This is a genomic window from Pseudomonas fluorescens, from assembly GCF_902497895.1.
In the GTDB taxonomy this organism is placed as follows: domain Bacteria; phylum Pseudomonadota; class Gammaproteobacteria; order Pseudomonadales; family Pseudomonadaceae; genus Aquipseudomonas; species Aquipseudomonas fluorescens_BP.
Genome location: NZ_CABVHQ010000048.1, coordinates 1 through 22,541, shown reverse-complemented (window position 1 = coordinate 22,541; position 22,541 = coordinate 1). Strand labels below are relative to the sequence as shown.

General features: G+C 56.9%; 19 protein-coding genes and 3 pseudogenes. 9 read left to right on the top strand and 13 right to left on the bottom strand.

Features of this window, described 5'->3' with window-relative positions; translation table 11 throughout:
* Positions 1 to 33: 33 nt before the first annotated feature.
* Positions 34 to 1,344: a flavin-containing monooxygenase gene (locus F8N21_RS21485; RefSeq protein ID WP_150644019.1), complete on the bottom strand. Its 1,311-nt coding sequence runs from the start codon at positions 1,342 to 1,344 to the stop codon at positions 34 to 36.
* A gap of 248 nt (positions 1,345 to 1,592) precedes the next feature.
* Here F8N21_RS21485 and F8N21_RS21480 point away from each other — a divergent pair, with 248 nt between their 5' ends.
* Complete coding sequence (locus tag F8N21_RS21480; protein WP_150644018.1) at positions 1,593 to 2,951, top strand: MATE family efflux transporter; 1,359 nt, start codon at positions 1,593 to 1,595, stop codon at positions 2,949 to 2,951.
* A 65-nt stretch (positions 2,952 to 3,016) separates the two neighbouring features.
* Here F8N21_RS21480 and F8N21_RS21475 read toward each other — a convergent pair whose 3' ends face one another.
* Positions 3,017 to 4,234: a DUF3422 domain-containing protein gene (locus tag F8N21_RS21475; RefSeq protein WP_150644017.1), complete on the bottom strand. Its 1,218-nt coding sequence runs from the start codon at positions 4,232 to 4,234 to the stop codon at positions 3,017 to 3,019.
* Between the two features lie 590 nt (positions 4,235 to 4,824).
* Here F8N21_RS21475 and F8N21_RS21470 point away from each other — a divergent pair.
* On the top strand, positions 4,825 to 5,154 hold the full coding sequence (locus tag F8N21_RS21470) for a hypothetical protein (protein WP_150644016.1): 330 nt from the start codon (positions 4,825 to 4,827) through the stop codon (positions 5,152 to 5,154).
* Positions 5,155 to 5,382: 228 nt separating this feature from the next.
* Here the strand turns inward: F8N21_RS21470 and msrA are convergent, their stop codons facing one another.
* The 4 genes from msrA to F8N21_RS21450 form a co-directional block, all read right to left on the bottom strand.
* Positions 5,383 to 5,889 carry a peptide-methionine (S)-S-oxide reductase MsrA gene (gene msrA / locus F8N21_RS21465; RefSeq protein ID WP_150644034.1) on the bottom strand — a complete coding sequence of 169 codons (507 nt, stop codon included), beginning with the start codon at positions 5,887 to 5,889 and terminating at the stop codon, positions 5,383 to 5,385.
* A 5-nt stretch (positions 5,890 to 5,894) separates the two neighbouring features.
* Positions 5,895 to 6,356: a MarR family winged helix-turn-helix transcriptional regulator gene (locus F8N21_RS21460; RefSeq protein ID WP_150644015.1), complete on the bottom strand. Its 462-nt coding sequence runs from the start codon at positions 6,354 to 6,356 to the stop codon at positions 5,895 to 5,897.
* 148 nt (positions 6,357 to 6,504) lie between these two features.
* Positions 6,505 to 6,957: an Ohr family peroxiredoxin gene (locus tag F8N21_RS21455; RefSeq protein WP_150644014.1), complete on the bottom strand. Its 453-nt coding sequence runs from the start codon at positions 6,955 to 6,957 to the stop codon at positions 6,505 to 6,507.
* Between the two features lie 108 nt (positions 6,958 to 7,065).
* Entirely contained in the window at positions 7,066 to 7,509 is a 444-nt protein-coding gene (locus F8N21_RS21450; protein ID WP_150644013.1) for an Ohr family peroxiredoxin, read from the bottom strand.
* Between the two features lie 460 nt (positions 7,510 to 7,969).
* On the opposite strand from F8N21_RS21450, the gene F8N21_RS21440 reads away from it, so the two are divergent.
* On the top strand, positions 7,970 to 9,646 hold the full coding sequence (locus F8N21_RS21440) for an MFS transporter (RefSeq protein WP_150644012.1): 1,677 nt from the start codon (positions 7,970 to 7,972) through the stop codon (positions 9,644 to 9,646).
* A gap of 341 nt (positions 9,647 to 9,987) precedes the next feature.
* Here the strand turns inward: F8N21_RS21440 and F8N21_RS21435 are convergent, their stop codons facing one another.
* Together F8N21_RS21435 and F8N21_RS21430 are read right to left on the bottom strand one after the other, a co-directional pair.
* Entirely contained in the window at positions 9,988 to 11,841 is a 1,854-nt protein-coding gene (locus F8N21_RS21435) for a hypothetical protein (protein WP_150644011.1), read from the bottom strand.
* A 650-nt stretch (positions 11,842 to 12,491) separates the two neighbouring features.
* Positions 12,492 to 12,761, bottom strand: a complete 270-nt coding sequence (locus tag F8N21_RS21430) for a hypothetical protein (protein ID WP_150644010.1) — start codon at positions 12,759 to 12,761, stop codon at positions 12,492 to 12,494.
* A gap of 926 nt (positions 12,762 to 13,687) precedes the next feature.
* Between F8N21_RS21430 and F8N21_RS21425 the strand changes: the two genes are divergently transcribed.
* From F8N21_RS21425 to F8N21_RS31050, 3 genes and pseudogenes are all read left to right on the top strand, one after another.
* The gene (locus tag F8N21_RS21425; RefSeq protein ID WP_150644009.1) at positions 13,688 to 14,149 is read left to right on the top strand and encodes a PRC-barrel domain-containing protein; all 462 of its coding nucleotides are present in this window, start codon (positions 13,688 to 13,690) and stop codon (positions 14,147 to 14,149) included.
* A 231-nt stretch (positions 14,150 to 14,380) separates the two neighbouring features.
* Positions 14,381 to 14,558, top strand: a pseudogene (locus F8N21_RS31055) (SLC13 family permease); the annotation flags it as partial.
* 46 nt (positions 14,559 to 14,604) lie between these two features.
* The gene (locus F8N21_RS31050; protein ID WP_224788263.1) at positions 14,605 to 14,754 is read left to right on the top strand and encodes a hypothetical protein; all 150 of its coding nucleotides are present in this window, start codon (positions 14,605 to 14,607) and stop codon (positions 14,752 to 14,754) included.
* Between the two features lie 236 nt (positions 14,755 to 14,990).
* Here F8N21_RS31050 and F8N21_RS30530 read toward each other — a convergent pair whose 3' ends face one another.
* From F8N21_RS30530 to F8N21_RS21410, 3 genes and pseudogenes are all read right to left on the bottom strand, one after another.
* Positions 14,991 to 15,128, bottom strand: a complete 138-nt coding sequence (locus tag F8N21_RS30530) for a hypothetical protein (protein WP_191624371.1) — start codon at positions 15,126 to 15,128, stop codon at positions 14,991 to 14,993.
* Between the two features lie 51 nt (positions 15,129 to 15,179).
* Positions 15,180 to 15,371 (bottom strand): annotated as a pseudogene (locus F8N21_RS21415) (topoisomerase DNA-binding C4 zinc finger domain-containing protein); the annotation flags it as partial.
* Between the two features lie 202 nt (positions 15,372 to 15,573).
* Positions 15,574 to 15,864 carry a hypothetical protein gene (locus tag F8N21_RS21410; RefSeq protein ID WP_150644007.1) on the bottom strand — a complete coding sequence of 97 codons (291 nt, stop codon included), beginning with the start codon at positions 15,862 to 15,864 and terminating at the stop codon, positions 15,574 to 15,576.
* Between the two features lie 1,083 nt (positions 15,865 to 16,947).
* Between F8N21_RS21410 and F8N21_RS21405 the strand changes: the two genes are divergently transcribed.
* The 3 genes from F8N21_RS21405 (at position 16,948) to cydB (ending at position 21,767) form a co-directional block, all read left to right on the top strand.
* On the top strand, positions 16,948 to 18,957 hold the full coding sequence (locus F8N21_RS21405) for a putative bifunctional diguanylate cyclase/phosphodiesterase (protein WP_150644006.1): 2,010 nt from the start codon (positions 16,948 to 16,950) through the stop codon (positions 18,955 to 18,957).
* A gap of 420 nt (positions 18,958 to 19,377) precedes the next feature.
* Positions 19,378 to 20,754 carry a cytochrome ubiquinol oxidase subunit I gene (locus F8N21_RS21400; protein ID WP_150644005.1) on the top strand — a complete coding sequence of 459 codons (1,377 nt, stop codon included), beginning with the start codon at positions 19,378 to 19,380 and terminating at the stop codon, positions 20,752 to 20,754.
* Between the two features lie 11 nt (positions 20,755 to 20,765).
* Positions 20,766 to 21,767, top strand: coding sequence for a cytochrome d ubiquinol oxidase subunit II (gene cydB, locus F8N21_RS21395; RefSeq protein ID WP_150644004.1), 1,002 nt, complete (start codon positions 20,766 to 20,768; stop codon positions 21,765 to 21,767).
* 10 nt (positions 21,768 to 21,777) lie between these two features.
* On the opposite strand, the pseudogene F8N21_RS31045 reads toward cydB, so the two are convergent.
* Positions 21,778 to 21,903 (bottom strand): annotated as a pseudogene (locus F8N21_RS31045) (cupin); the annotation flags it as partial.
* A 242-nt stretch (positions 21,904 to 22,145) separates the two neighbouring features.
* Positions 22,146 to 22,541, bottom strand: a 396-nt coding sequence (locus tag F8N21_RS21385) for a YSC84-related protein (RefSeq protein ID WP_150644003.1), incomplete at its 5' end; no start/stop codon positions are given.

Below are 22,541 nucleotides of genomic sequence, written 5' to 3'. Positions count from 1 at the left end.
AAGCTCCTGAAGAAAAATTCGGCCCGGCGCTGTTTAAGCGCTGACGGTGGTTTTGTGGGCGACCGGGACGGTCTCTGCCTCGCGCTGCAGGGCATCCCGGTAGTCGAGGTAGGAACGCTGGATGGCGATGTGGTCAGCCACATACTTGGCGTCGTGCCAAACGCCCCAGATGAACGAGGAACCGCGACGCGACTGCCATGGCAGACCCAGGAAATACACACCAGGCTCGCTTGACACGCCGCGCTGATGCTGCGGCTTGCCGTTGTCGTCGAAGGCGTCGACCTTCAGCCAGCTGTAGTCCGTGGCAAAACCAGTGGCCCAGATGATCGAGGTCACACCGGCCCTGGCCAGGTCGAGCTCAAGAATGGGGTTGGTCACGCACTCTGGATCCGGGAAGGTAATGCGCGCTTCAGGCTCTTGCGGCAAGTCCAGACCATTGCGCTCGATGTAGGCGTCAGCGGCATCGAGCAGCGCCAGATAGTTCTCATCGCCGCGCGCCAGGTTGTCGGCAAGATTGGGCTGGAAGGTTGCCACGGCGCCATTGAACGATTGCGTCAGACCCACCAGCGTCATCCCGCGATGGGCAAGCCCGCGGAAGTCCACCGTGCGGCCGCCATGGGCACCGCTGACGGCAATGGTCACGTGTTCCCGGCCGGGCTTCATGGCCGCCTGATCCCATTCCCCGAGCACCCCCAGCCACCAGCAGAAATCCCGGTTGCGATAGGCGCGGGGAGGGCGATCGTGGGCGCCGACCGAGAGGTAAACCTGTCTGCCGGAACGCTGCAATTCATCGGCGATCTGCACGCCGGACGACCCGGCGCCCACTACCAGAACAGCGCCCTCGGGCAGTTGCGCTGGATTGCGGTATTGGGCCGAGTGAATCTGTACGAATTGCTCATCTTTCGGCGCGATCGGCGGGATAACCGGACGCTGGAAAGGCCCGGTGGCAGCCACCACACGGTTGGCCTCGATCACGCCCTCGGAGGTTTCAATGGTGAAGCCTGGCCGACCGACATTGCGCTCGACCTTCTTGACGTCCACGCCAGTGCGGATGGGGGCGTTGAATTTCCTGGCATAGGCTTCGAAATAGTCGGCTACCCGCTCTTTCGGGGCAAAGCCGTCGGGGCTGAGATCGTCGAACTCAAGACCCGGAAAACGGTCGTGCCAGGCCGGACCATTGGCCACCAGTGAATCCCAGCGGCCGGTGCGCCAGCGTTCGGCGATACGATTGCGCTCCAGCACGAGGTGCGGCACACCGAGTTTGCTCAGGTGTTCACTCATGGCCACGCCAGCCTGACCGGCGCCCACAATCAGCGTATCTATTTTTATTTTTTCAGTGGTCATCTCTCTACCCTTCGAAGTTGGATTCAGGTCGGTTGTGGCCTGCCATCTCTTGGGGTCAAGACTAGGGATCACCCTTGCATCGGTAAAATATTATTAAGCTGGCATTTGAGTATAAATAACTGATGCAGAGCCTTTGGCTCAGTGCCTCTGTCGATGTGCGCTGGTACTCACCCATCGACGCGTTCTGAATGGCTACAGCATCCCGTAGAATCCCCCCACGCCAGTCCATCAAGCGAGCTCCCGTCTCCATGCAAACCCCCTCCACCCAGCGCCCCCTCTGGCAAACCTACCTCCTGTTCCTCGCCCCCATGGTCCTCTCCAATTTCCTCCAATCCATGTCCGGCACGATCAACAGCATCTACATCGGCCAGATGCTCGGCACCCAGGCGCTGGCGGCCGTGGCCGGCATGTTTCCCATCGTGTTTTTCTTTATCGCCCTGGTCATCGGCCTCGGCGTAGGGGCGGGCGTGTTGATCGGTCAGGCGTGGGGCGCCCGTGAGCCGGCGATGGTGAAGGCCATTGCCGGGACGACCTTGCTGTTGGGGGCGATGATCGGGTTGGTGGCGGCGGTGGTGGGGAGTGTGTTTGCGCGGCCGGCGTTGCAGGGGTTGGGCACGCCGGTGGATGTACTGGAGGATGCGGTGGCGTATGCGCAGGTGATGATGTGGATCATGCCGTCGCTGTTGGTGTTTGTGCTGTTTACGCAGTTGCTGCGGGGGGTGAGCGATACGCTGTCGCCGTTGTTGGCGTTGGTGGTATCGACCTGTATCGGGCTGGCGCTGACGCCGGCGTTGATTCGCGGTTGGCTGGGGTTGCCGCCGATGGGGATTCAGAGTGCGGCGTTTGCCGGGTTGGCGGGTAACTTGTCGGCGATGGGGTGGCTGGCGTGGCGGTTGATTCGCAAGGGGCATCCGTTGGCGCCGGATCGGGCGTTTTTTGCGGCGATGCGGATGGACATGGCGATCCTCGGCAAGGTGCTGCGCATCGGGCTGCCCACCGGGTTGCAGATGGTGGTGATTTCGCTGTCGGAGTTGGTGATTCTGGCGCTGGTCAACCAGCACGGTTCCCAGGCGACGGCGGCGTATGGGGCGGTGACCCAGATCGTCAACTATGTGCAGTTCCCGGCGCTGTCGATTGCGATCACGGCGTCGATTCTCGGCGCCCAAGCCATCGGGGCCGGGCGCGTCGAGCGTGTCGCGCTGATTTTACGCACGGGGCTGTTGATCAACGTGTGGCTGACCGGTGGCTTGGTGGTGTCGGGTTACCTGCTGTCGCACTGGCTGCTGGGGCTGTTCCTCACCGATCCATCCACCCAGGCCATGGCCGAGCACCTGTTGCACATCATGCTCTGGAGCATGCTGGTGTTCGGCTTCCAGGCGATCATCGGCGGCACCATGCGCGCCAGCGGGACGGTGCTGGTGCCGATGGCGATTTCGGTGGTTTGCATCCTCGGTGTGGAGTTGCCGATGGCCTATCTGCTGGATGCGCGCTTCGGCTTGCAAGGGGTGTGGATGGCGTTTCCGGTGGCTTATCTGAGCATGCTGGCGTTGCAGACGGCGTATTACAAAATGGTCTGGCAGCATCAGACCATTGAGCGGTTGGTGTAAGAGGGCGCGAGGGTTGCCGCCAGGATCGAAACCCTGGGCTGTTCAAGCGGCGTGCCCGGGCCGGATCAATGCTCTTTGGCCTTTTTGATTCTGAGCAGAATCAACACAAGGATGGCGATGGCGAGAGGGGTCATGGCCAACATGGATTCTCGTGCGGAAACGTCCGCTCCCAACAGGTTCAATCCCGAGTACACAAGCTTGAGCAGGCTCAGCAGATAGTAGGTGATGGCGATAATCGACAGGCCTTCCACGGCGCGTTGAATCTTGATCTGTGCATCGGCTCGGCTGTTCAGGCTTTTGAGGATTTCCGAGTTCTGTTCTTCCATTTCGACCTGCACCCGCGCCTGTAGCAGGTCGCCAAGGTTGGCCACGCTTTTGGCCAGGTGCTCCAGACGCTGCTCGGTGGCGGCACAGTACCTGACAGTGGGCTTGAAGCGCCTTTCGATGAAGACGCCAAGGCGCTGGCAATCCCCCACGTGACTTTCCCGCAGTTCGCCAAGGCGCTCGAATACCAGCTGGGCGTAGGCCTGGGTGGCGCTGAAACGGTGGCGGGTCTTCGCCGTGCTGCTGACGACTTGTGCCGACAGGTTGGCAATGTCGGCCAGCAGGCCTTTGGCGTTTGCGCTGTCGGGGCCGGCATTGCGCTCGGAGAGGGTGACCAACGTCTTGTCGAAGACATTGAGCTGGGCGCTCAAGGTCTTGGCGGTGGTCAGCGACAGCGAAGCCATCATCCGATAGGTCTCGATTTCCAGCAGGCGCCTGATCATCCGTCCCTGGCGATAGGCGTTCAGGCGACTATTGACGAATAGAAAGCGGTTCGCGCCATCTTCGTTCAGACGAAAATCGCTCCAGACCACGGCATCACCCCCGCCCACGCAAGAGCCGCAAGGGTCCTTGAACCCGTAACTCGAGAGGTCAATGGTGGTTTCTGCGCGCACCACAATCTGTACGGCGTTGATCAGATGCTGCAAATACGGCTCGACCCTCTGCGCCAGTGACTCGGGCAATGATGTCCATGACAGATCATTGCTGGCCGAGGTGACCACCAGGGTGAGGGTAAAGAACTCGGCGTGGCGTTCCCATTTCAATGGGTTGCCGTCGAGGAGCGTGATGCCTTGGGCAGCATTCGGGTCGAAGGAAGCAGGGCAGCAGGTTTGCAGCAGCGCATTGCACTCGGGGTCACCGCCGAGGAAGGCCAGATGAAACACGTGAGCCGGCTCGTCGAAGTACAGGGACGGGCGAGCGTGTAATTCATTGTGCAGGATTTGTCTTTGCTGATGCATGCGGTTGAGACCGTGTTGATATTGTTTTTGGTTGTTGATGGGACAGGTTGGCGAACTCAGGAGTCACCGGTTTTCTATTTTGTTTCGGCTATTTCTGCAGGCGATGCCGACGCTCAGCCTGATGGAGCGTCAGTTCGCTCCCTCAGGTTTCTCGGCCGTTCTTGATTCAGGTGCCAGAAAAGCAGCCATAAAAGCAGGCACATTGCTCAATGCCTGTCAGTTAAGGGAAGTCAGCATCCGGATGCTGCGTTCTGATCCGAAATCCACCCCTCACCCCAACCCTCTCCCCACGGGGGAGAGGGAGCAGAATGTGGGCTTCTGAGGATGTGCTGCGACCTGAACGTTATTCGTTGAATCCATACTCGACTCGGTTTCACAGGTCGCAGCAGCTCGATAGACATCAAGATCAGTTCCCTCTCCCCCGTGGGGAGAGGGTTAGGGTGAGGGGTGGTTCTTGAGCCTGGCGAACAATCTGAGGCGCTCCTCGAAAAAATGCCGCTTAACTGACAGGAATTGGGCACATTGCTGGCCCCTATGCTTACAGTTTATTGTCAGAATTGCTTTTCTTTCAGCAAGTTAGGCGTGGCGGCATGCGAGTTTTTGTATTTGCCCTGGCAACATGCGTCTTGGCTGGCGCCGCGATTTCGGCACAGGCAAAGGAGTTGAGTAAAAACGATCGCTTTATGTGCAGTTGGGGTTCCGGCATCGCTGGAACTGCCCAGGCAACCAAGCTTTCCGGAGTGAGCCTTTACGGAGCGCGACGAAAGCTCCAGGCACGCAAGTTCACTCAGCCCTGGATGCGCATGATGGCGATGGGCATCACCGAGCAAACCTATGACAGCGGTTCCCGCATGCAGCCTGCCAGCGTCAGGCAAGCGTACTATGAGGGCTGCATCAAGCATGAGTTAGCGCGCCGTTAGAGCGCAATTTCATGGGTAATTAGCAGCTTCCGTAGGAGCGAGCTTGCTCGCGATGGACTCAAGGGCTGCGCGTTTATTCAGACAACACGCGTTATCGTTAACGTCCATCGCGAGCAAGCTCGCTCCTACAGGGCGGTGCGTTTATTCAGACAACACGCGTTATCGTTAATGTCCATCGCGAGCAAACGGAACGCCGCCCGGCTGCTCCTACAAGGATGCAGTTGGACCTCACCCTCGTTTGGGCAGTTTCCAGTTTGGCCGAATGAAATGGCAGGTGTAACCGTTGGGCAATCTTTCGAGATAGTCCTGATGCTCCGGCTCTGCCTCCCAGAAGGGACCTGCGGGCACAATTTCAGTGACAACCTTGTCGGGCCAGAGACCGGATGCATCCACGTCGGCCACCGTGTCCTCGGCCACTTCCTGCTGCTTTTCGTCGAGATAAAAGAGCGCCGAGCGGTAGCTGGTGCCCATGTCATTACCCTGGCGATTGGACGTCGACGGGTCGTGAATCTGAAAGAAAAACTCAAGGATCTGGCGATAGCTGAGGACATTCGGATCGAACACGATTTCGATCGCTTCGGCGTGTGTGCCATGGTTGCGATAGGTAGCGTTGGGTACATCACCGCCGGTGTAGCCCACCCGCGTGGACAGCACGCCCGGTTTTTTCCTGAGCAAATCCTGCATGCCCCAGAAGCAGCCGCCGGCCAGAATGGCAGTTTCAGTTTGCGTGGTCATATCGCTCACTCCTCAGTGTTCATCGACTTGATGAGATTGTTGCGCAGCGTGACGATCGCCTTCTGCATTTGCGTGAACTCGTCCTGGGTCAAGCCAGTCGCATTGGAAAGGCCCATTTCCGGACGGCCTTCGCGCAGCTCTCGACCGTTCTTTGTCAGGTTGATCCGTACCTGGCGCTCGTCCTCGGGATCGCGCTGCCTTTGCAGATAGCCCATCACCTCCAGCTTCTTCAGGATAGGCGTGAGCGTGTTCGATTCGAGAAACAGCTTTTCGCCCAGGCTGCCGACGGTCTGATTATCTTCCTCCCATAGCGCAACGATGGTGATGTATTGCGTATAGGTCAGCCCAAGCCGCTCGAGGATTGGTTTGTAGGCCTTGCCAAAGGCCAGGTTGGTTGAATAGACCGCAAAACACAGGAAGTCCGAGAGCTTCAGGTCCGCGGGGGCCGCTTTGTTGGTGGATTTCATTTTTAGCCTCGTTCGCCAAAGACTGATGTCTGACAGGCGTGAATATACCTCGTATGCGATTGTATCGGCAGGGCTCCAAGCCGCGGATGCGGCAGAGGCCGGCGGCCGGTTCGACGAGCAGGGCAAGTCGAACCGACCGCAGGGTGCATCATGAGGTGAGGACGTTAAGGGCCACGTCAATGTTGCCTCGAGTCGCCTTCGAGTACGGGCAGATTTGGTCTGCGGTGTGCGCCAGCGTCGTCGCGACGTCGTGCGCCAGGCCCGGCACGCGGAGAGTCAACCGAGCCTGGAGGAAGTAGTCCGGACCGGTCTGACCCAGATCGACTTCGATATCGACGGACAGATCAGACGGCAGCACCACGTTCATGTCATTGGCCACGAGCCCGACGGCGGCGGTGTAGCAGGCCGACCATGCGCCGGCGAACAGCTGCTCGGCGGTCGGGTGCGGCTGGGTGGCGGCGAGCACGTGCGCGGGCTTCGCGTTTCCGGGTGACGAAAGCTCGATGTCGAGGCTGCCGTTATGCCCGCGCGATGTGTGGCCAGCGCTGCTGGCGGTGGTATGGGTTTTGCCAGTGGTCAGTACTTTTTCGATCTTGCTCATGAGTGATTACCTAAACGTTTCAATGAAATTGTAGTTATCATGCGATCTAATCGCATGCGATATATAATGTGACGAAAATACCAATCGATGTTAAAGCCGCGCCGTGCGTCAAGCCGTGAGGACGTTCAGGGCCACGTCAATGTTGCCTCGTGTCGCCTTCGAGTACGGGCAGATTTGGTCTGCGGCGTGGGCCAGCTCCGTCGCGACCTCGTGCGCCAGGCCCGGAGCGCGGAGAGTCAGCCGTGCCTGGAGGAAGTAGGCCTCGCCGGTCTGGCCCAGATCGACTTCGATATCGACGGACAGATCAGACGGCAGCACCACGTTCATGTCATTGGCCACGAGCCCGACGGCGGCGATGTAGCAGGCCGACCATGCGCCGGCGAACAGCTGTTCGGCGTGTGGATGCGGCTGGGTGGCTTCGAACACATGCGCTGGCTTCGCGCTTGCGGGCGACGAAAGCTGGATGTCGAGGCCGCCGTGATGGCCGCGCGAAATGTTGCTGAACGTGGTGTGGGTTTTGCCGGAGGCCAGGACTTTTTCGATCTTGCTCATGGGATGAATCCTCAACGTTGGAGTAGGTGAGATTTATACGCCGTATGCGCTTGTATCGTATCCGATGTAAATAATACTCGCCCAGGAACCAATCGATGTCAAGAGGTAGAGTCCGCTCTCGGCGACGAGTGGTCGGGTCAACGCTGGGTCACTGATAAGTGCCACTGGCGCCAGCGCCAAGGTCGCTGAGGCCGAAGGCAAATGTGGTGAAGGTAAGTGCGGTGAAGGGAAGTGTGGTGACGCTTCGCCAAAATCCCGCTCATTGATTTGAGCAGGATGGCGAGTGGATATCTGCGCGAAGGTGATTATGCTTCAAGGAACCATGCACCAATGCGAGGCCGTCAACCTGTTTCCATGCTGCGCGCAATCCGTAATCCGATGACATCAGCCCCAGGGGCCTGGGTGCGGTAATGGTAGTGAGGTACTCCGGCCTACAACAAGAGCAAGACGGAGAAGACTCATGGCCGCAATCGACAATACATCCACGGGCAGCGCGCCCCACCACGGGATCACCAAGGAGGAGCGCAAGGTCATTTTCGCTTCGTCCCTGGGCACCGTGTTCGAGTGGTACGACTTTTACCTTTACGGCTCCCTCGCCGCGATCATCGCCAAGCACTTCTTCGCCGGGGTCAATGAGACCACTTCCTTCATCTTCGCGCTGCTCGCGTTCGCCGCGGGCTTCGCCGTACGCCCCTTCGGCGCTATCGTGTTCGGCCGACTGGGCGACATGATCGGGCGCAAGCACACCTTCCTCATCACCATTGTGATCATGGGTATCTCCACCGCCGTAGTGGGCTTTCTGCCCGGCTACGCGACCATCGGCGTGGCGGCGCCGATCATCCTGATCAGCCTGCGCCTGTTGCAAGGCCTGGCTCTGGGCGGTGAGTACGGCGGCGCGGCGACCTACGTGGCGGAACATGCGCCGAAAGGCAAGCGCGGCTACTTCACCTCGTGGATCCAGACTACCGCGACCCTTGGTCTATTCCTCTCGCTGCTGGTGATCCTCGCCTGCCGCACCATCCTCGGCACCGAAGCCTTCGAGGACTGGGGCTGGCGGATTCCGTTCCTGCTCTCGATCCTCCTGCTGATCGTCTCGGTCTACATCCGCCTGCAGCTCAGCGAGTCGCCGGTGTTCCTGAAAATGAAGGCCGAAGGCAAGTCCTCCAAGGCGCCGCTGACCGAATCCTTCGCCCGCTGGGACAACCTCAAGATAGTGATCATGGCCCTGCTCGGCGGCACCGCCGGCCAGGCCGTGGTCTGGTACACCGGGCAGTTCTATGCGCTGTTCTTCCTGCTGCAGACGCTGAAGATCGAACCGCAGACCGCCAACCTGTTGATTGCCGGCTCGCTGCTGATCGGCACGCCGTTCTTCGTCATATTCGGCAGCCTGTCCGACCGCATCGGCCGCAAGGGGATCATCATGGCCGGCTGCATCCTCGCGGCGCTGACCTACTTCCCGATCTTCCATGCGTTGACCCAATACGGTAACCCCGACGTGTTCGCCGCGCAGGAGAAAAATCCGGTGACTGTGGTCGCCGATCCTGACCAGTGCTCGTTCCAGTTCGACCCGGTGGGCAAGGCCAAATTCAACAGCTCCTGCGACCTCGCCAAGAGTCTGCTGGCGAAGAAGGCCATCCCCTACGCCAACGAGAAGGCCGAGCCTGGCGCCGTCGCGCAGGTCCACATCGGCGACAAGGTGATCCCGAGCTTCGAGGGCAGCGGCATGCCGGCCGCCGACTTCAAGACCCGCAACGACGCCTTCACCGCCACCCTCGGTACCGCCCTCAAGGACGCCGGCTACCCGGAGAAGGCCGACCCGGCCAAGACCAACTACCCGATGGTGCTACTGCTGCTGACCATCCTGGTGATCTACGTGACCATGGTCTACGGCCCGATCGCCGCCTGGCTGGTGGAACTCTTCCCGGCGCGCATCCGCTACACCTCGATGTCGCTGCCATACCACATCGGCAATGGCTGGTTCGGCGGCTTTCTGCCCACGGTGGCGTTCGCCATGGTCGCGGCCACGGGGGATATCTACTACGGGCTGTGGTACCCCATCGTCATCGCCGTGATCACCGCTATTCTTGGCACGTTCTTCCTGCCGGAAACCAAGGATCGGGAAATTCATCACACATAAGGTTGGCATCTGCTCTCTCTCGTGAGGGGGAGGGCGGTCCTCCTGCCTGCTGGTAACTGGCAGTTACCAGGTCCCCCTTGGCGACGGTGCACTGCGCAAGTTTGTGCTGCACCTCCGACGACTGGGCTACACGCCGCTTTAGATCGCCGCGCTGTTCCTGCCCACAGACCTTCGCGAATGTCAGCAATTGGGCCGATTGCTGCCTCTGGCAAGGGGCTGCAATCGACCCAAACCGGTCAGTCGTGACAGGCAGCAATCGGCCAGGAGCGGCCGTTCGAAACAGGCCGTTCCTGATTCTGCCTAAAATGCTGACTCCGAAATTATGAGCAATTCAAATTCGCTTATTGTTCGTCGCAATTAGCGTTGCCGCAGCCCTGAATGCACTGCTGATTGGCGGCGCTCATGTGCTCGACGTCGTTGCAGGCGTAGACGGAAAACCAGTTCTCTTTCGCGGCGGCGCAGGCTTCGGTTTTGTACGGTACGGTGACGCTTTGCTCGGGGTCGCCGGGGGCGCAACGGTAGGTGACGTTTCGGGTTTTCATGCCGCTGTCGGCGGCGACTTTGGCAACAATGTCGTCGAGCTTTTGGCTGCGTTCAGCGTGGCCGGCAGTGCTGCCCATGCCGGCGATGTTTTGTAGGGTGGCAGTGGAAGCGTCGCCCCCAGCGTTGCTACCGACTGCAGAGCTGCCTTTGAGAGTGCCATTGTTGCTCATGGTAGCGCCACTGAGGGTGGACAATACGGGCTGCATACTGCCGGCGCTGCTCTGTACGCCGAGGTTGCGCTGGGCGGTGGCTATTGCGCCGGCTTTGCCGTCGGTGAGGATGTCGGCGGCCATGCCGGTGATCATCTGGTTGCGGATGGTGCTGGAAACGCCGGACACCGAACTCACTGCGCCTGCGCCAATGCCGATGGCCAGGACCTTGCCAAACATGTCGCCGCTGTCGTCTTCGGCTTCGGCGGCTGCTTGTTGGCGTGCGGCAGCTTGTTGTTGGGTACGTCGTTGGGCTTGCTGGTTGGCGGCGATTTCGCCACGTAGGCGGTCGTTTTCCAGGCGGGTTTTGTACAGGACATCTACTCGTTCGCCCTGAGCGAATTCGCAGCGCTCAGGGCTTCCGCTGACGGTACAAATGCCGTTGCCATTGGGCGCGAAGCCACTCATTTCGCCTTCGTAGGCTTGAACGCCAGCAACGCTTACCTCGCCTTGGGTAAAACCTAGGCCGCCGTTATTGGCGACCATCTTGCCGCGTACTTGCAGGCCTGAGTCCAGCCGCGACCAAGTGATGGTGCCGCTAGGCATACCCATTTTGAACGAGCCGCTGATGCGTTCCATGCCCGTGGCGTCGTAGGCGTCAACATCACCGGACCAAGTGTTGTGTTCGCAGCGTCCGCTGACAATTCGCCAGCCAGGAAAGCCGCAGATTTGACCGATGCTGGCGAGTTGTTCCGGTGCCAATTGGCGCGGCCCGAGTTTGCCGTTGCTGGCGATTGCCTGGAATACCTTGCCGTCCGCTGCGGTAACTTTTACCAAGCCGTCTTCCAAGTGGCCGAGATCAAAATTGCCTTCAACTTGCTCGCCGTTGGCAAAGCGCATAACGCCAGGACCGGTGGCCATTTTGAATTGCTCGATGCCGCCGGAGGTGAACCTCAGGAAATTGCTGGAAAACTCCAACTCGGGTAACGAGTAGCTCGGCGCTTGGGGGTAGTTGTTGTATTGGATAGCGGCATGTTTGGACTGACTGGGTAGGTTGCAGTTGCCGGTCCAGGTATTGCCTTGGGGATCACCGACCGTGCAGGGCCCAGGCCGGACCCACACGCCCGAGGCGGCACCGACTATGAAGAACTCGTTGCTATTCAGGGTCCAGCCGGTGGGTGAAATGTAGAGGCCTTTAGGGCCAGCCTGGCAACCTATACCAAGGACTAGATTGCCGCTCAGTTGCCCCTTGAAAATCACCGTGCCATTGGGGCGGAACAATTCACCCTCGCTGCTCAACTGGGCATTTGACGTAGCAAACTCGCCTTTGCACGTAGACGTTAGCTGCCCCTGAGCGTTATAGGAGCGCGCCGAACCCTGGCCGTTAGGTGCGCTGTTTTTAAATTGGCCGGTGTACTCAAAGACGTCGCCACTGGTTTGGTAACGGTGAAAACCATCCCCGTCGGGAATAGTGGTCGGCAAGGTCGCCAACGAGTAGCTCACACAACCCGATAGCAAAAAGTACGCAGAATATAGACCCATCAAGCGGCCAGTATAAGTAACGCGTGAGTGTGCAAGCAGGCGCATAAGAAGGACTGTCCCTAGTGGAGTCGGCAGATACCCCGGCGCTCACGCCCCTCTCCTGGCGTTAGTACCGGTATTCCCTGCTCGAAAAGTCGTGTAGTGGCCCGAGGCCAAAGTGATTGCAGAGTGCCATACCCGCAGAGAATCGCTCAACTCCAACGACAGCGCTGCCTGGAACTATTCGATGGAAGGCTATTGTTCCTCCGGCACCGTCGGCAAATCGTGGTTGGCGCGTAAGCGCCACACTATCAGGCCGGCCTTGTTGCCGGGGACTCAGGAAGTCGGAAATGACCAACAGATCGCTGAGCGAGGTACGTCTAGCGATTTTCTGCATCCATGACTTCGAGTCAATTGCATCCGTGCTCAGGATTGTCGCGTTTATCCTGAGTTCTGCGACGACTCAATGGCCTCATACGGTAAAGACTTTATGGATCGCCCCAAATTTTGTAGACACTTCAGATGGTCTGCTTCTGGCCGGTTGTTGCATCCATGGACCAAAAAAAACCAAGACCATTTCGGCCTGACTTGGCTTCGCCTCGTATTGGAGATTTCGATCAATTGCGACTTCATCAGTATAATAAGAGTATTGTTGTTTCCAACATATCAAAGACAGCGATAAGAGATCCACTCGTGGTCATAGGATTAATTTTTCCTGGCTCTATGTAATCAACACTATCCTTGGAAGGGGTTTTCGGAAAGGTTTTTTCTGTCTGCTTCATCCAGGCGCAGACACGATCAAACTCTGCTTGAGTATCTGAAAACTCAGGCTCTGGAGGTAAAAATTCCGCTCTTATGAACAAGCGGCAGATATATCCATCTTCCTGTGCATATGATTCCAAGAGATTTCTAAATGAATCATAGCGATTGGCGATTCTTTGTTCAGAAAACTTGAGTTCCTGCTCTGCTGTATGTATCCAAACACTTGCAGAAGCACCTGCAAGCCCGACTGCTGCAAACGCTAGTCATACATAATCAACACGTTTCCATGACTTCTTGGTCAGATGTCGGGGCCAAACCATTAGGAGATGAAATATCACCAGCAAAACAACAAAAACGACTAAGACGGTTGCAATCTTGGCGTCAGGAGGGAAGTAAGCTTCAATCATTTTACTATTAGATCTAACGATCATGTGAGCGAAGCGAACGGTATTGATTATAATGTTAACTAAATATTTTTGTATCCTCTACTCATTTTCAAAAGGAAGGAGGAAGACTCAACCTCCACCACCCTTTCCCGAATCCATATGATGGTTTGTGGCTGATCTTCCTATCCCCAACGGCCAACGATGGGTCGATTGCAGCCCTTCGCGAAAGACCGCAATCGGCCAGAAGCGGATATTTGCCTGCCGCCTTGATGTCCTGCTCCGGACTTTACTGGAGTTCCCTATATGGACTATCACTCAATTAGTTCGCTCCGCTGACCGAGGTCGGTTACAGTTTTGGGCAAAACTTCATCGTCATATTTATGAGGTCATATGCAAGCTGGAGACATAGTTGCCACAACAGGAAATCGCTTTATTCAGGTATCTACGATAAGCAATGTAGGCGAATGTCAATATATAAAAAAACACAAAACATCAATTTTATGGATGGATAGCACCCTAATTAAAAGCTGATTAAATATTATTTTTATTTTCAATCTACCATTCGTCGTCGCGCGAAAAAAAATTCAAACTTTTCAAAAGCGGGTGACTCTCATCAATACAGTCATAAAGGCTGCATATACATTTTCTGATTGATTGTTGATTGTTGATAGGAGATAGCAATGAACTATGAAGATCGCGATACCTATGGCATGTACAAAACCAACCTCCTACGAGACCCCGGCTCCGAGGAACAGGGGCCTGGGCCCGACCTGATGGGTGCAGACACGCTCATTGGAAATGATGTTTATAACCATAATGAAGAAGACTTGGGAGATATCAAGGAAATCATGCTGGATGTTCGCAGCGGTAGAGTGAGTTATGCCGTTCTATCCTTTGGTGGCTTTCTTGGCATGGGAGAAAAACTGTTTGCGGTACCTTGGAATGCATTGTCACTCGATACACTCAATAAGCGATTCATACTCAATATAGAGAAAGACCGCTTGGAAAATGCACCAGGCTTTGACAAGGACAGTTGGCCTAATATGGCCGACGAATCTTGGGCAACAGAAATCCATTCTTTCTATGGAACTAAACCCTACGATTACGATACTGTCCAGAGACAAAGTATCGACAAGAGCTAACCGTCCCTATCCAAAACGAAGAGTGATGCGCGCCGAGCAAAACAACGTCATGCCAAGGCTGGCGTTGGGGGTGCCAAACCCTAAGGCGCGCATTGCGGTGACAAATGGCTCTGTCGGCAGCAACAAGGGTTTAGGGTGGATTCTGCTGACCGCCGCCGAATCCAAGGCTAAGTCCCAGCCAGCGCCAGTTCATAAAACGCACCACTGGCGTGCTCGCGCCTTACGCCGTAAATGTTCGATACCGGTCTGTTCGATCCGATCATTCGAAAATTCATCAAGCTGATCAACGGCGACCCGATGAAGGCCGTGGTTTTTGCCGCGCTGCTGGCAGGCCTAGTATCCCTGGATGGTGACGGTTCAATGACCTACATGATTACCGTCACCGCGATGCTGCCGCTGTTCAAGCGCCTGCGACTCGCCGTTATCACTCACCTGTGGTGATACTTGCGGCGAGCGTGACCAATCTGTTGCCGTGGGGCGGTCCACTGGCCCGTGCCGCAGCGTCCTTGCAGGTTGATACCTCCGAGCTGTTTGTCCCGCTGATTCCGGTCATGGTGGTGGGCTTGATGGCTGGTCTGGTAACCGGCAGGTTCGGCTTTGGATGATCGGAGAATGCGCTGGACACGCCCGCATAAGACTGCTGGGTGGCGACGATATCCTTAATGTGGTCGGCCGGAACGAAAATCGCCTTCCTATGCAAATTTCAGGTCTGCTGATTAACCAAACGCTGGCAGATTTACGTAGCAATGCAGACTACAAAACAGTGGAGATCGTGAAGGCCAGAGTGAACGACTTGAGACGGTCAATGGTGATAGTCGCAAAGCCTGCCGTACTCCTCAGGTCATTTCGACTTCTTCGTCGGGTAGTTGCCGCGCAAGCCCCCGGACTTGTTGCCCGTTTTGCCGGGCAGGTCAGGCACTACCGGGCGGGATCTGGGCTGAGGGTTGGAGCGGCTACGGGGTTGAGGTTGTTTGCTCACTTTTAGCCTCCTGACTTTTCAGAATTTCGCGAAGCGGCCTCCTGATAAAGCTTAGCTACTTGGCGCTATGGGCTGCATTGTCCGGCACTTGGGGAATGTACTGCATCCCCAAAACCGTTGGCCGGTTTTGCTGCCACTTTTGAATGTACGCACCACCAGCGCACTGCCGCAGCGCGGGCATTGGCGTAAGGCCGATGGATCGCTGCGCTGCTTTAGACGTTGCACATGCTCACGCCGGGTAGCACGCCGCACGCTGCCGCAAATAAAACGGGCGCCCGACAGGGCGCCCGTTTTCATTTACTCCTTCGCTGTGCCCGCAAGCGACTAAAAGGTTCGCGGTTGCCCTCTCCTGCGAGGGAGAGGGCTTCCTGTCTGCAGAGTGCCAAGGACCGGCAAAAGCTATGACTGCGATAGCGATAGTGTCGTGCGGGATCGCCAGGGCGCGCTAATTGATCTGCACAATAACCGGACCTTCGGTGACGACCGGCGGGTTCGCGTGGATATGCGAGGCGTTTTTCTGAATCCAGTCGCGCGCGATTTTCATGCTCTCATCGGTGCCGGCCTTGTCCGTGCAAACAGTCACCGACATACCGCCATCTCCGAGAGGCAGCAGGGTGTAGCTGGCGAGGCCAGACACTTTGCGCAGGGCAGCTTCGACGTCGGCCTTTTGCTTTTCCAAAAAATCGAAAAGCTGTTTTGCGCCAGGACCTGAGTAGGTTCTTATCACCGCATACATAGTCGTCTCCTTTGTGGGTTACCGTCTTGATGCCAATCCAGATCCGCTGATGGCCGCTATCACTCAGGTTTTCAGTTCGTCTCGATCTGTACAGCTTAGCCAAACGCCGGCGGCAAGCGAAATGCAACGACCACCGGCAACTCCTGGTCAGAGTGGGCAAAAACGCGGCCACGATCATTGCAAATGAGGAACGGAGCTATGCGTGTTGCCGAATGGAATTGCGAGCAAAGGTGCAGTACCTTGTATTTGTAACACCCTCGTGGCGCAATCCTGTTCAGCTTGAGAGGTGGATTTCATGAACAACATCGTCTACATCGTCGGGGCAGTTGTGATCGTCCTGTTTATTCTGTCGTTCCTCGGGTTTGCATAGGTTCGAAGACCGGCTTTATTCATCGTTTGTGTTCGCCTGACGTAAACGTCCGCCTCATCACCGTTCCTTCGATGGTGGCACGGGCGTCGCCCGCCACGTTGCCGAAATCATCCGCAACCTGCTGTCGGTTAACGCGGCGTTAGCGAGTGGCTGCAAAGGGCCGATTATTGCCCCGTCACGAAGGGCGGATCCCGGCCCTGAGCCGCCAGTCGAGAAAGGCTGCCTTCGGACCGAAAGCAGCCACTTCGGTTTCGCCACCCCATAAACGCGGTACGCCTACATGAAGAATTAACTTGTCAGTGGCTTGATAGCGTAAATAACTTTGTGCCTGGTATTGAGGATTTTGTTTTAGCTTCAGGCGCGCAGAAGTGTAATCATCATTATATCCAAATGGGGTGACGTCTGCGGCAAATCTACAACAACCTTTATCAAGTTGCCTGACGCCTGCAGGGCTCGAAGCTGCCAGAGGCTACGGCTTAGGTCCAATAGAATCCACGGCTTGCGCATGAGACGATGCGGGGGGAGGGTTGATAGAGTCTGTTCAGACTCAGGTTGTTTTACATCCAATTGAATATCACTTAACTGTTTTTAGATGCATTAACGTTGCACAGCCATTATTGAATACTCAAAATTAATTTGGTGTTCGACAATGCTCAAGTTTTGGCGGACATTGCCAATAAGAATGGAATCAGCCACTTCTCCTGAGGTAGCGCATGAGCAATTTACCGCCAGCAATTCCGGTGCATCCTGAAGCCTTTGCGCAAGTGATTGCCGTACCCAGTCTTATGCGCTGGAGCAAAACAATACCCAGCAGGTGGGCGCGCTATGGTCTGGTCGCCGTGCTGCTGGCAATCAGCGGCTTTGCGGTGTGGTCTTCGGTTACCACCGGACGCTTGGGGAAGGAGGCGATCGCCTCGAGCGCTCTGTCCGACCACTACATAGCGGCAGCAATTGCCGTGGCAGCTGCCGAGTCTCTGGAGAATAAATATCGGCTGGATCCCAGCCCGGAAGTACGTCGTAAATTCAAGAATGTTGTAACGCAACTGACCATTGCACTCGATCGTGTTCACCGTTCCGGATCACCTGCGGAACACCTTCTTGTCGAGGATGTTCGCACGGCACTGACTCCCTACCTGGGAAGTATCAACAAGATGTTCGACGCCGTCGATCGTGGAGATGACGCCCAGGTGCGCTGGATCGACAACGAAGAGTGCGACCCGCTGTTCGAAAAGATTGAAAAAGTCGTCCTGCAAGCATCGGCCGATCACCACCAGCAGTCGATCGTGGCGCTGGAGAAGCTGCGTACACGGGAGTCCTTCAACGCCAATTCCACTCCAATCGTTTTTATCGCCGGGCTGCTCCTCGCCGGCCTGTTCGCCCAGGTGCTGCGGGGCACTCGTATCGAGCTCGACAGTCAACGCAAGGACGCCTTGCACGCTTCGCTGCATGACAAACTCACCGGGCTGGCCAACCGGACTCTCCTGGCCGACCGTTTCGAGCAGGCACTGCGCCTGGGACGCCGCCATGGGTCAACCACGGGTCTGTTGCTGATCGATCTTGATCGATTCAAGGAAGTCAACGACACCCTGGGGCACCACTACGGGGACCGCCTGCTCGACCAGATCGGCAAGCGGCTGATCAGTGAAGCACGGGAAATCGACACGGTCGCCCGGTTGGGAGGCGACGAGTTTGCCATTCTGTTGCCCGAAGTAGAGGGCCTGGATGGGGCTTTGAAAGCAGCGCTACGGCTGCACACCGCGATCACTGCCTCTTTTGAAATCGACGGAGTCGACCTTGATGTCGAAGCCAGCTTTGGTGTGGTGGTTTCCGGCATGCACGGTGATGATCCTTCGACGCTCATGCAGCGCGCCGACATCGCCATGTATGCAGCCAAGAAGCAGGGCAAGGGGATACTCGCCTACGATCCGAAGTCGGATCGGCGCACACCGGAACGTCTTGCGATGCTCGGTGAGCTGCGCCGAGGTCTGAGTCGCGGCGAGTTGTTCCTGGAATACCAACCCAAGGTCAGCCTGAGCACAGGAAAAGTCACCGGCGTCGAGGCGTTGGCGCGCTGGCAACACCCGGTACGCGGCCTGGTGCGTCCGGACGATTTCATCCCCTTCGCCGAGCTCACCGGGATAATCGGCTCCCTGACTCATTACGTGCTCAATCTCGCTCTGGCTCAGGTGCGGGTCTGGGCCGACGCCGGAATATGCATACCGGTTGCCGTCAATATTTCTGCGCGCAACCTGTTGGACGACAAGCTGGTGTTTCAGATCGTCGACCTGCTTGAGCACCACAAACTGACCCCGAATATGCTCGTGCTCGAAGTGACCGAGTCGGCCATCATGCTCGATTCCCATGCTGCTCGTACCATCCTGATACAGCTCCATACGATGGGCATCCATATCGCCATCGATGATTTCGGCGCCGGCTATACCAGCCTCGCTCAGTTGAAGGACTTGCCCATCAGCGAACTCAAGATCGACAAATCCTTTGTACTGGCCATGCAAAGCGATCAGGCCAACGAGATGATCGTTCGAAGCGTCGTCGACCTTGGCCACAACCTTGGCATGTCGGTCATCGCCGAAGGCGTAGAAACAGCCGACGTGCTCGATGCGCTGGGCGTATATCACTGCGACATCGCCCAGGGCTTTCACGTCTGCCGACCGGTAAGTGCCGAAGCGTTCAAGCAGTGGTATGAAGAGCGAGAGCGCAAGTAGCTCAACAGCCATTCACCGCTTCGGGGTACATCCGCTGACAACGATCGCATAGCCCATTCATACAACCAGACCGGTAGCCGCCATTCGCTATCGGGTCAGTGACTGGCGGGTTCGGCAGCACCGTTGGTCGGATCGCCGTCGTTCAGCATCTCTCTGAGTCGTTGACGCTGTTCGATTGCTGGCAGCTGGCGACCGGGTCTGGACGATAGCTGCCTCTTAATTCCGCTTGTCCAGGGAGTAATATTTTGTTCGAGCTTTGACTTTCGGAATCATTGGCATCGAGGAGAGTCAACCGACAAATACTGCATTGGACACGTGCCATGCCTATACCCGCCAAAACCTTTAGCTATCCGCGTAACCATTGCTTGCTGCTGCCAGCAGCTTATTCCTGCATACCTTGGCCAACGGTGAGTGGACGGCATGGACGCCGTTGATTCGGCGCTGATGGCGGCGCGAGCCCAGTTTGCGATCACCATCAGCTTTCATATTGTGCTGGCGGCACTCACCATCGGTTTGGCCAACTTTCTAATGGTGCTCGAAGCTCTTTGGCTGTGGCGTGGGCTAAAGATCTACCTGGACGTCTACCTTTACTGGCTAAAAGTGTTTGCCCTCAACGTGGCGGTGGGCACCGCCTCGGGGATAATACTGGAGTACCAATTCGGGCTGAATTGGTCGCGGCTTTCGACTCAGGCGGGAGACATCCTCGGCCCATTGATGTTCTACGAAGTGCTTGCCGCATTTTTCCTGGAGGCAGGCTTCCTTGGCATCATGTTATTCGGATTGAAGAAGGTAGGCCCTCGTCTGCATTTTTTCGCCACCTGCGCCGTAGCCCTCGGATCGTTGATCAGCGCGTTCTGGATCCTGTCGGCCAATTCCTGGATGCATACACCCACCGGTTACTCCATTGGCGCCGATGGACGCTTCATTGCCGAGGATTGGTGGGCGATCATTTTCAATCCATCGTTTCCTTATCGGCTTGCGCATATGACGTTGGCTGCGTTGCTCGGCAGCGCCACGCTGGTGGCCGGAGTCAGCGCCTGGCAGCTGTTACGTGCGCCTAAAAATCCGCGAGCACGGCTTGCATACTCCATGGCGCTGTGGGCGATTGTCTTGCTCACGCCTGTGCAAATCGTGGTCGGAGATCTTCATGGTCAACACAGCCTCAAAGTTCAGCCGCAGAAGGTCGCCGCCATCGAAGGCTCCTGGACTCGCCCGCCTGATGGTGCGGGCGAACCATTACGCTTGTTCGCCCTTCCAGACATGACTGAGCGACGCAACCATTGGGAAGTGGCGATTCCGCGCATAGGGTCGCTATACCTTCGGCACGACCTGAGTGGCACCATCGCCGCACTGGATGAATTCCCGCCTCAGGACATCCCGCCGGTGCCAGTGGTGTTCTTCGCTTTTCGCTTCATGGTCGGTCTGGGCCTATTGATGGTGGGGCAGGGCCTGGCCAGTTTGGTATTGCGCTGGCGACAACGGCTGTTCGCAGCGCGTTGGATGCTCCGAGGGAGTGTGCTGATGGCGCCGGCTGGATTTTTGGCGATGCTGAGTGGCTGGGTAGTGACCGAGGTTGGCCGCCAACCCTTCACCGTCTATGGTCTGCTGCGCACCGCTGACAGTCTGTCGTCGGTGTCTCGACAGCAGGTGATCGGGTCAACATGGTTCATCCTGTCGTTTTACCTGCTGATATTCGGCGTTGGCCTCTGGGTTCTTCTGCGACTCCTGCGTGAGCCACCGCACGAAGACGAGCCCGGGCCGCAGCCAACCTTGGCTGACGAGACAGGTGAATCCTGAGGGCATGATCCATGTTGGACAATGACTGGATAACACTACTTTCTGCCGCAGCCTTGGGGTTTTCGGTGCTGAGCTATGTGCTATTGGACGGCACTGATCTTGGTGTTGGCGTGCTGCTGGGCCTTACCCGTTGTAGTAAGCAGCGACGTACCATGGCTGTGTCCATCTTGCCTATTTGGGATGCTAATGAAACGTGGCTCGTGCTAGGTGGCGGCGGCCTGCTGGCGTTATTTCCGCTGGCCTACGCCATCCTGCTGCCGGCGCTTTATCTGCCTTTTATCCTGATGTTTCTGGCTTTGATTCTTCGAGCGGTAGCGCTGGAGTTTCGTGACTACGCGCCCAGTGACAGAATCAAGCGTGGCGTCGACAGCTTGCTGTTGGGCGGTTCACTACTCGCCGGTGGATCTCAGGGGCTGGTCTTGGGTACGCTTGTTCAAGGCATACCCAATCATGGCGGGCAGTACAGTGGTGACGGCTGGGAGTGGCTGGGTATGTTTCCACTGTATTGTGGCGCAGTGCTTGTGTTGGGTTACACATGGCTGGGCGCTTGCTGGCTTTACTGGCGTACTGAAGAAGAACTCCAGCGACGATCAGGTCGTCAGGCCAGGGTGCTGGCAATCGTAACCTTAATGCTATTGGCCGTGTTGGTTGCCTGGACAACGACACTGGACACTCAATATGCGCATCGGCTTTCAGATCATCTTATCTGGCTGCCGGCCGCAGCCCTTCTCACTGCACTGCTAATCAGCTTCATCCTGGGATTTCGAAGCCGCCGGCAGTATCTGCCACTGTTCGCTGCATTGGGAGTCTTCGTTCTGGCGTTCGCATTGATGATCGCAGCGCTATATCCGTTAATCATCCCGCCGCATCTGACCTTGCAAGCTGCCGCCTCTAGTCCGACCAGTCAGATTTTCATGTTGGTCGGGTTCGCCGTGCTGATACCGGTGACTCTCATATACAACACTTACGGCTTTAAAGTCTTCAGCGGGAAGGTTCGTGCGGCTCGTGATTGACTGCAGTCTTTCAAAGCTGGCTAACCCAATACTGGCCTACTGCGCCATGAAGGCCCTGCACCGGGTCTTTGTCGGGAAACGGTAGCTTGTCGATATACGCCAGTTGCGCCGGGCTCGGCGCCTCACGGCAGATATCGACATCAGCGGCAACCTGTCTACAGTCTGTTTTTGGCCGATTCATGTCTATTACGTCTGACAGAAATCGGCCAAAAAAGAGTTCGTCGTGGCGTGTTGTGAACGTGCTCCGGCCGAGAGCACTTTTCATGTACTGATGCGTCTGTGCGCCAGGACTGAGTGGCTGCCCAACCTGAATGGAAAACCATACTTGTGTTGGCATAGGTCGCCATCACTCGCCCGACGCCCAACTAAATAGCCGATTTAGCGCTTGATCAGGGAAATCTTCGTTCCTTCGATGCTGATCCCCGCCATCAATCCTTGCTGGTCAAAGATGAACGCGTACGCATCGTCTTTCAGCGTCGAGCTGGACAGGTTCTTCGCAATCCCTTCATCAACCACAACAACTGTTGGCCCTACGCCGATTTCCCAACCCTTGGTTTCACCTACATATTTCACCGCTTTTTCGGTCATCAGAAAAACCACATAGCCATAGGACTGGGCGCCTGCCTGTAGCCCCCATGACCCGCTAACGGAGTTGTAATAATCTGCTACTTTCGTGCCCTTCATTAATACGCCTTCGCCATAGCTGCCGCCGAATACAAGACCCGCTTTGATGATTTTCGGGAAGACAAGCACAGCTTTGGCTTTGTGCGAGAT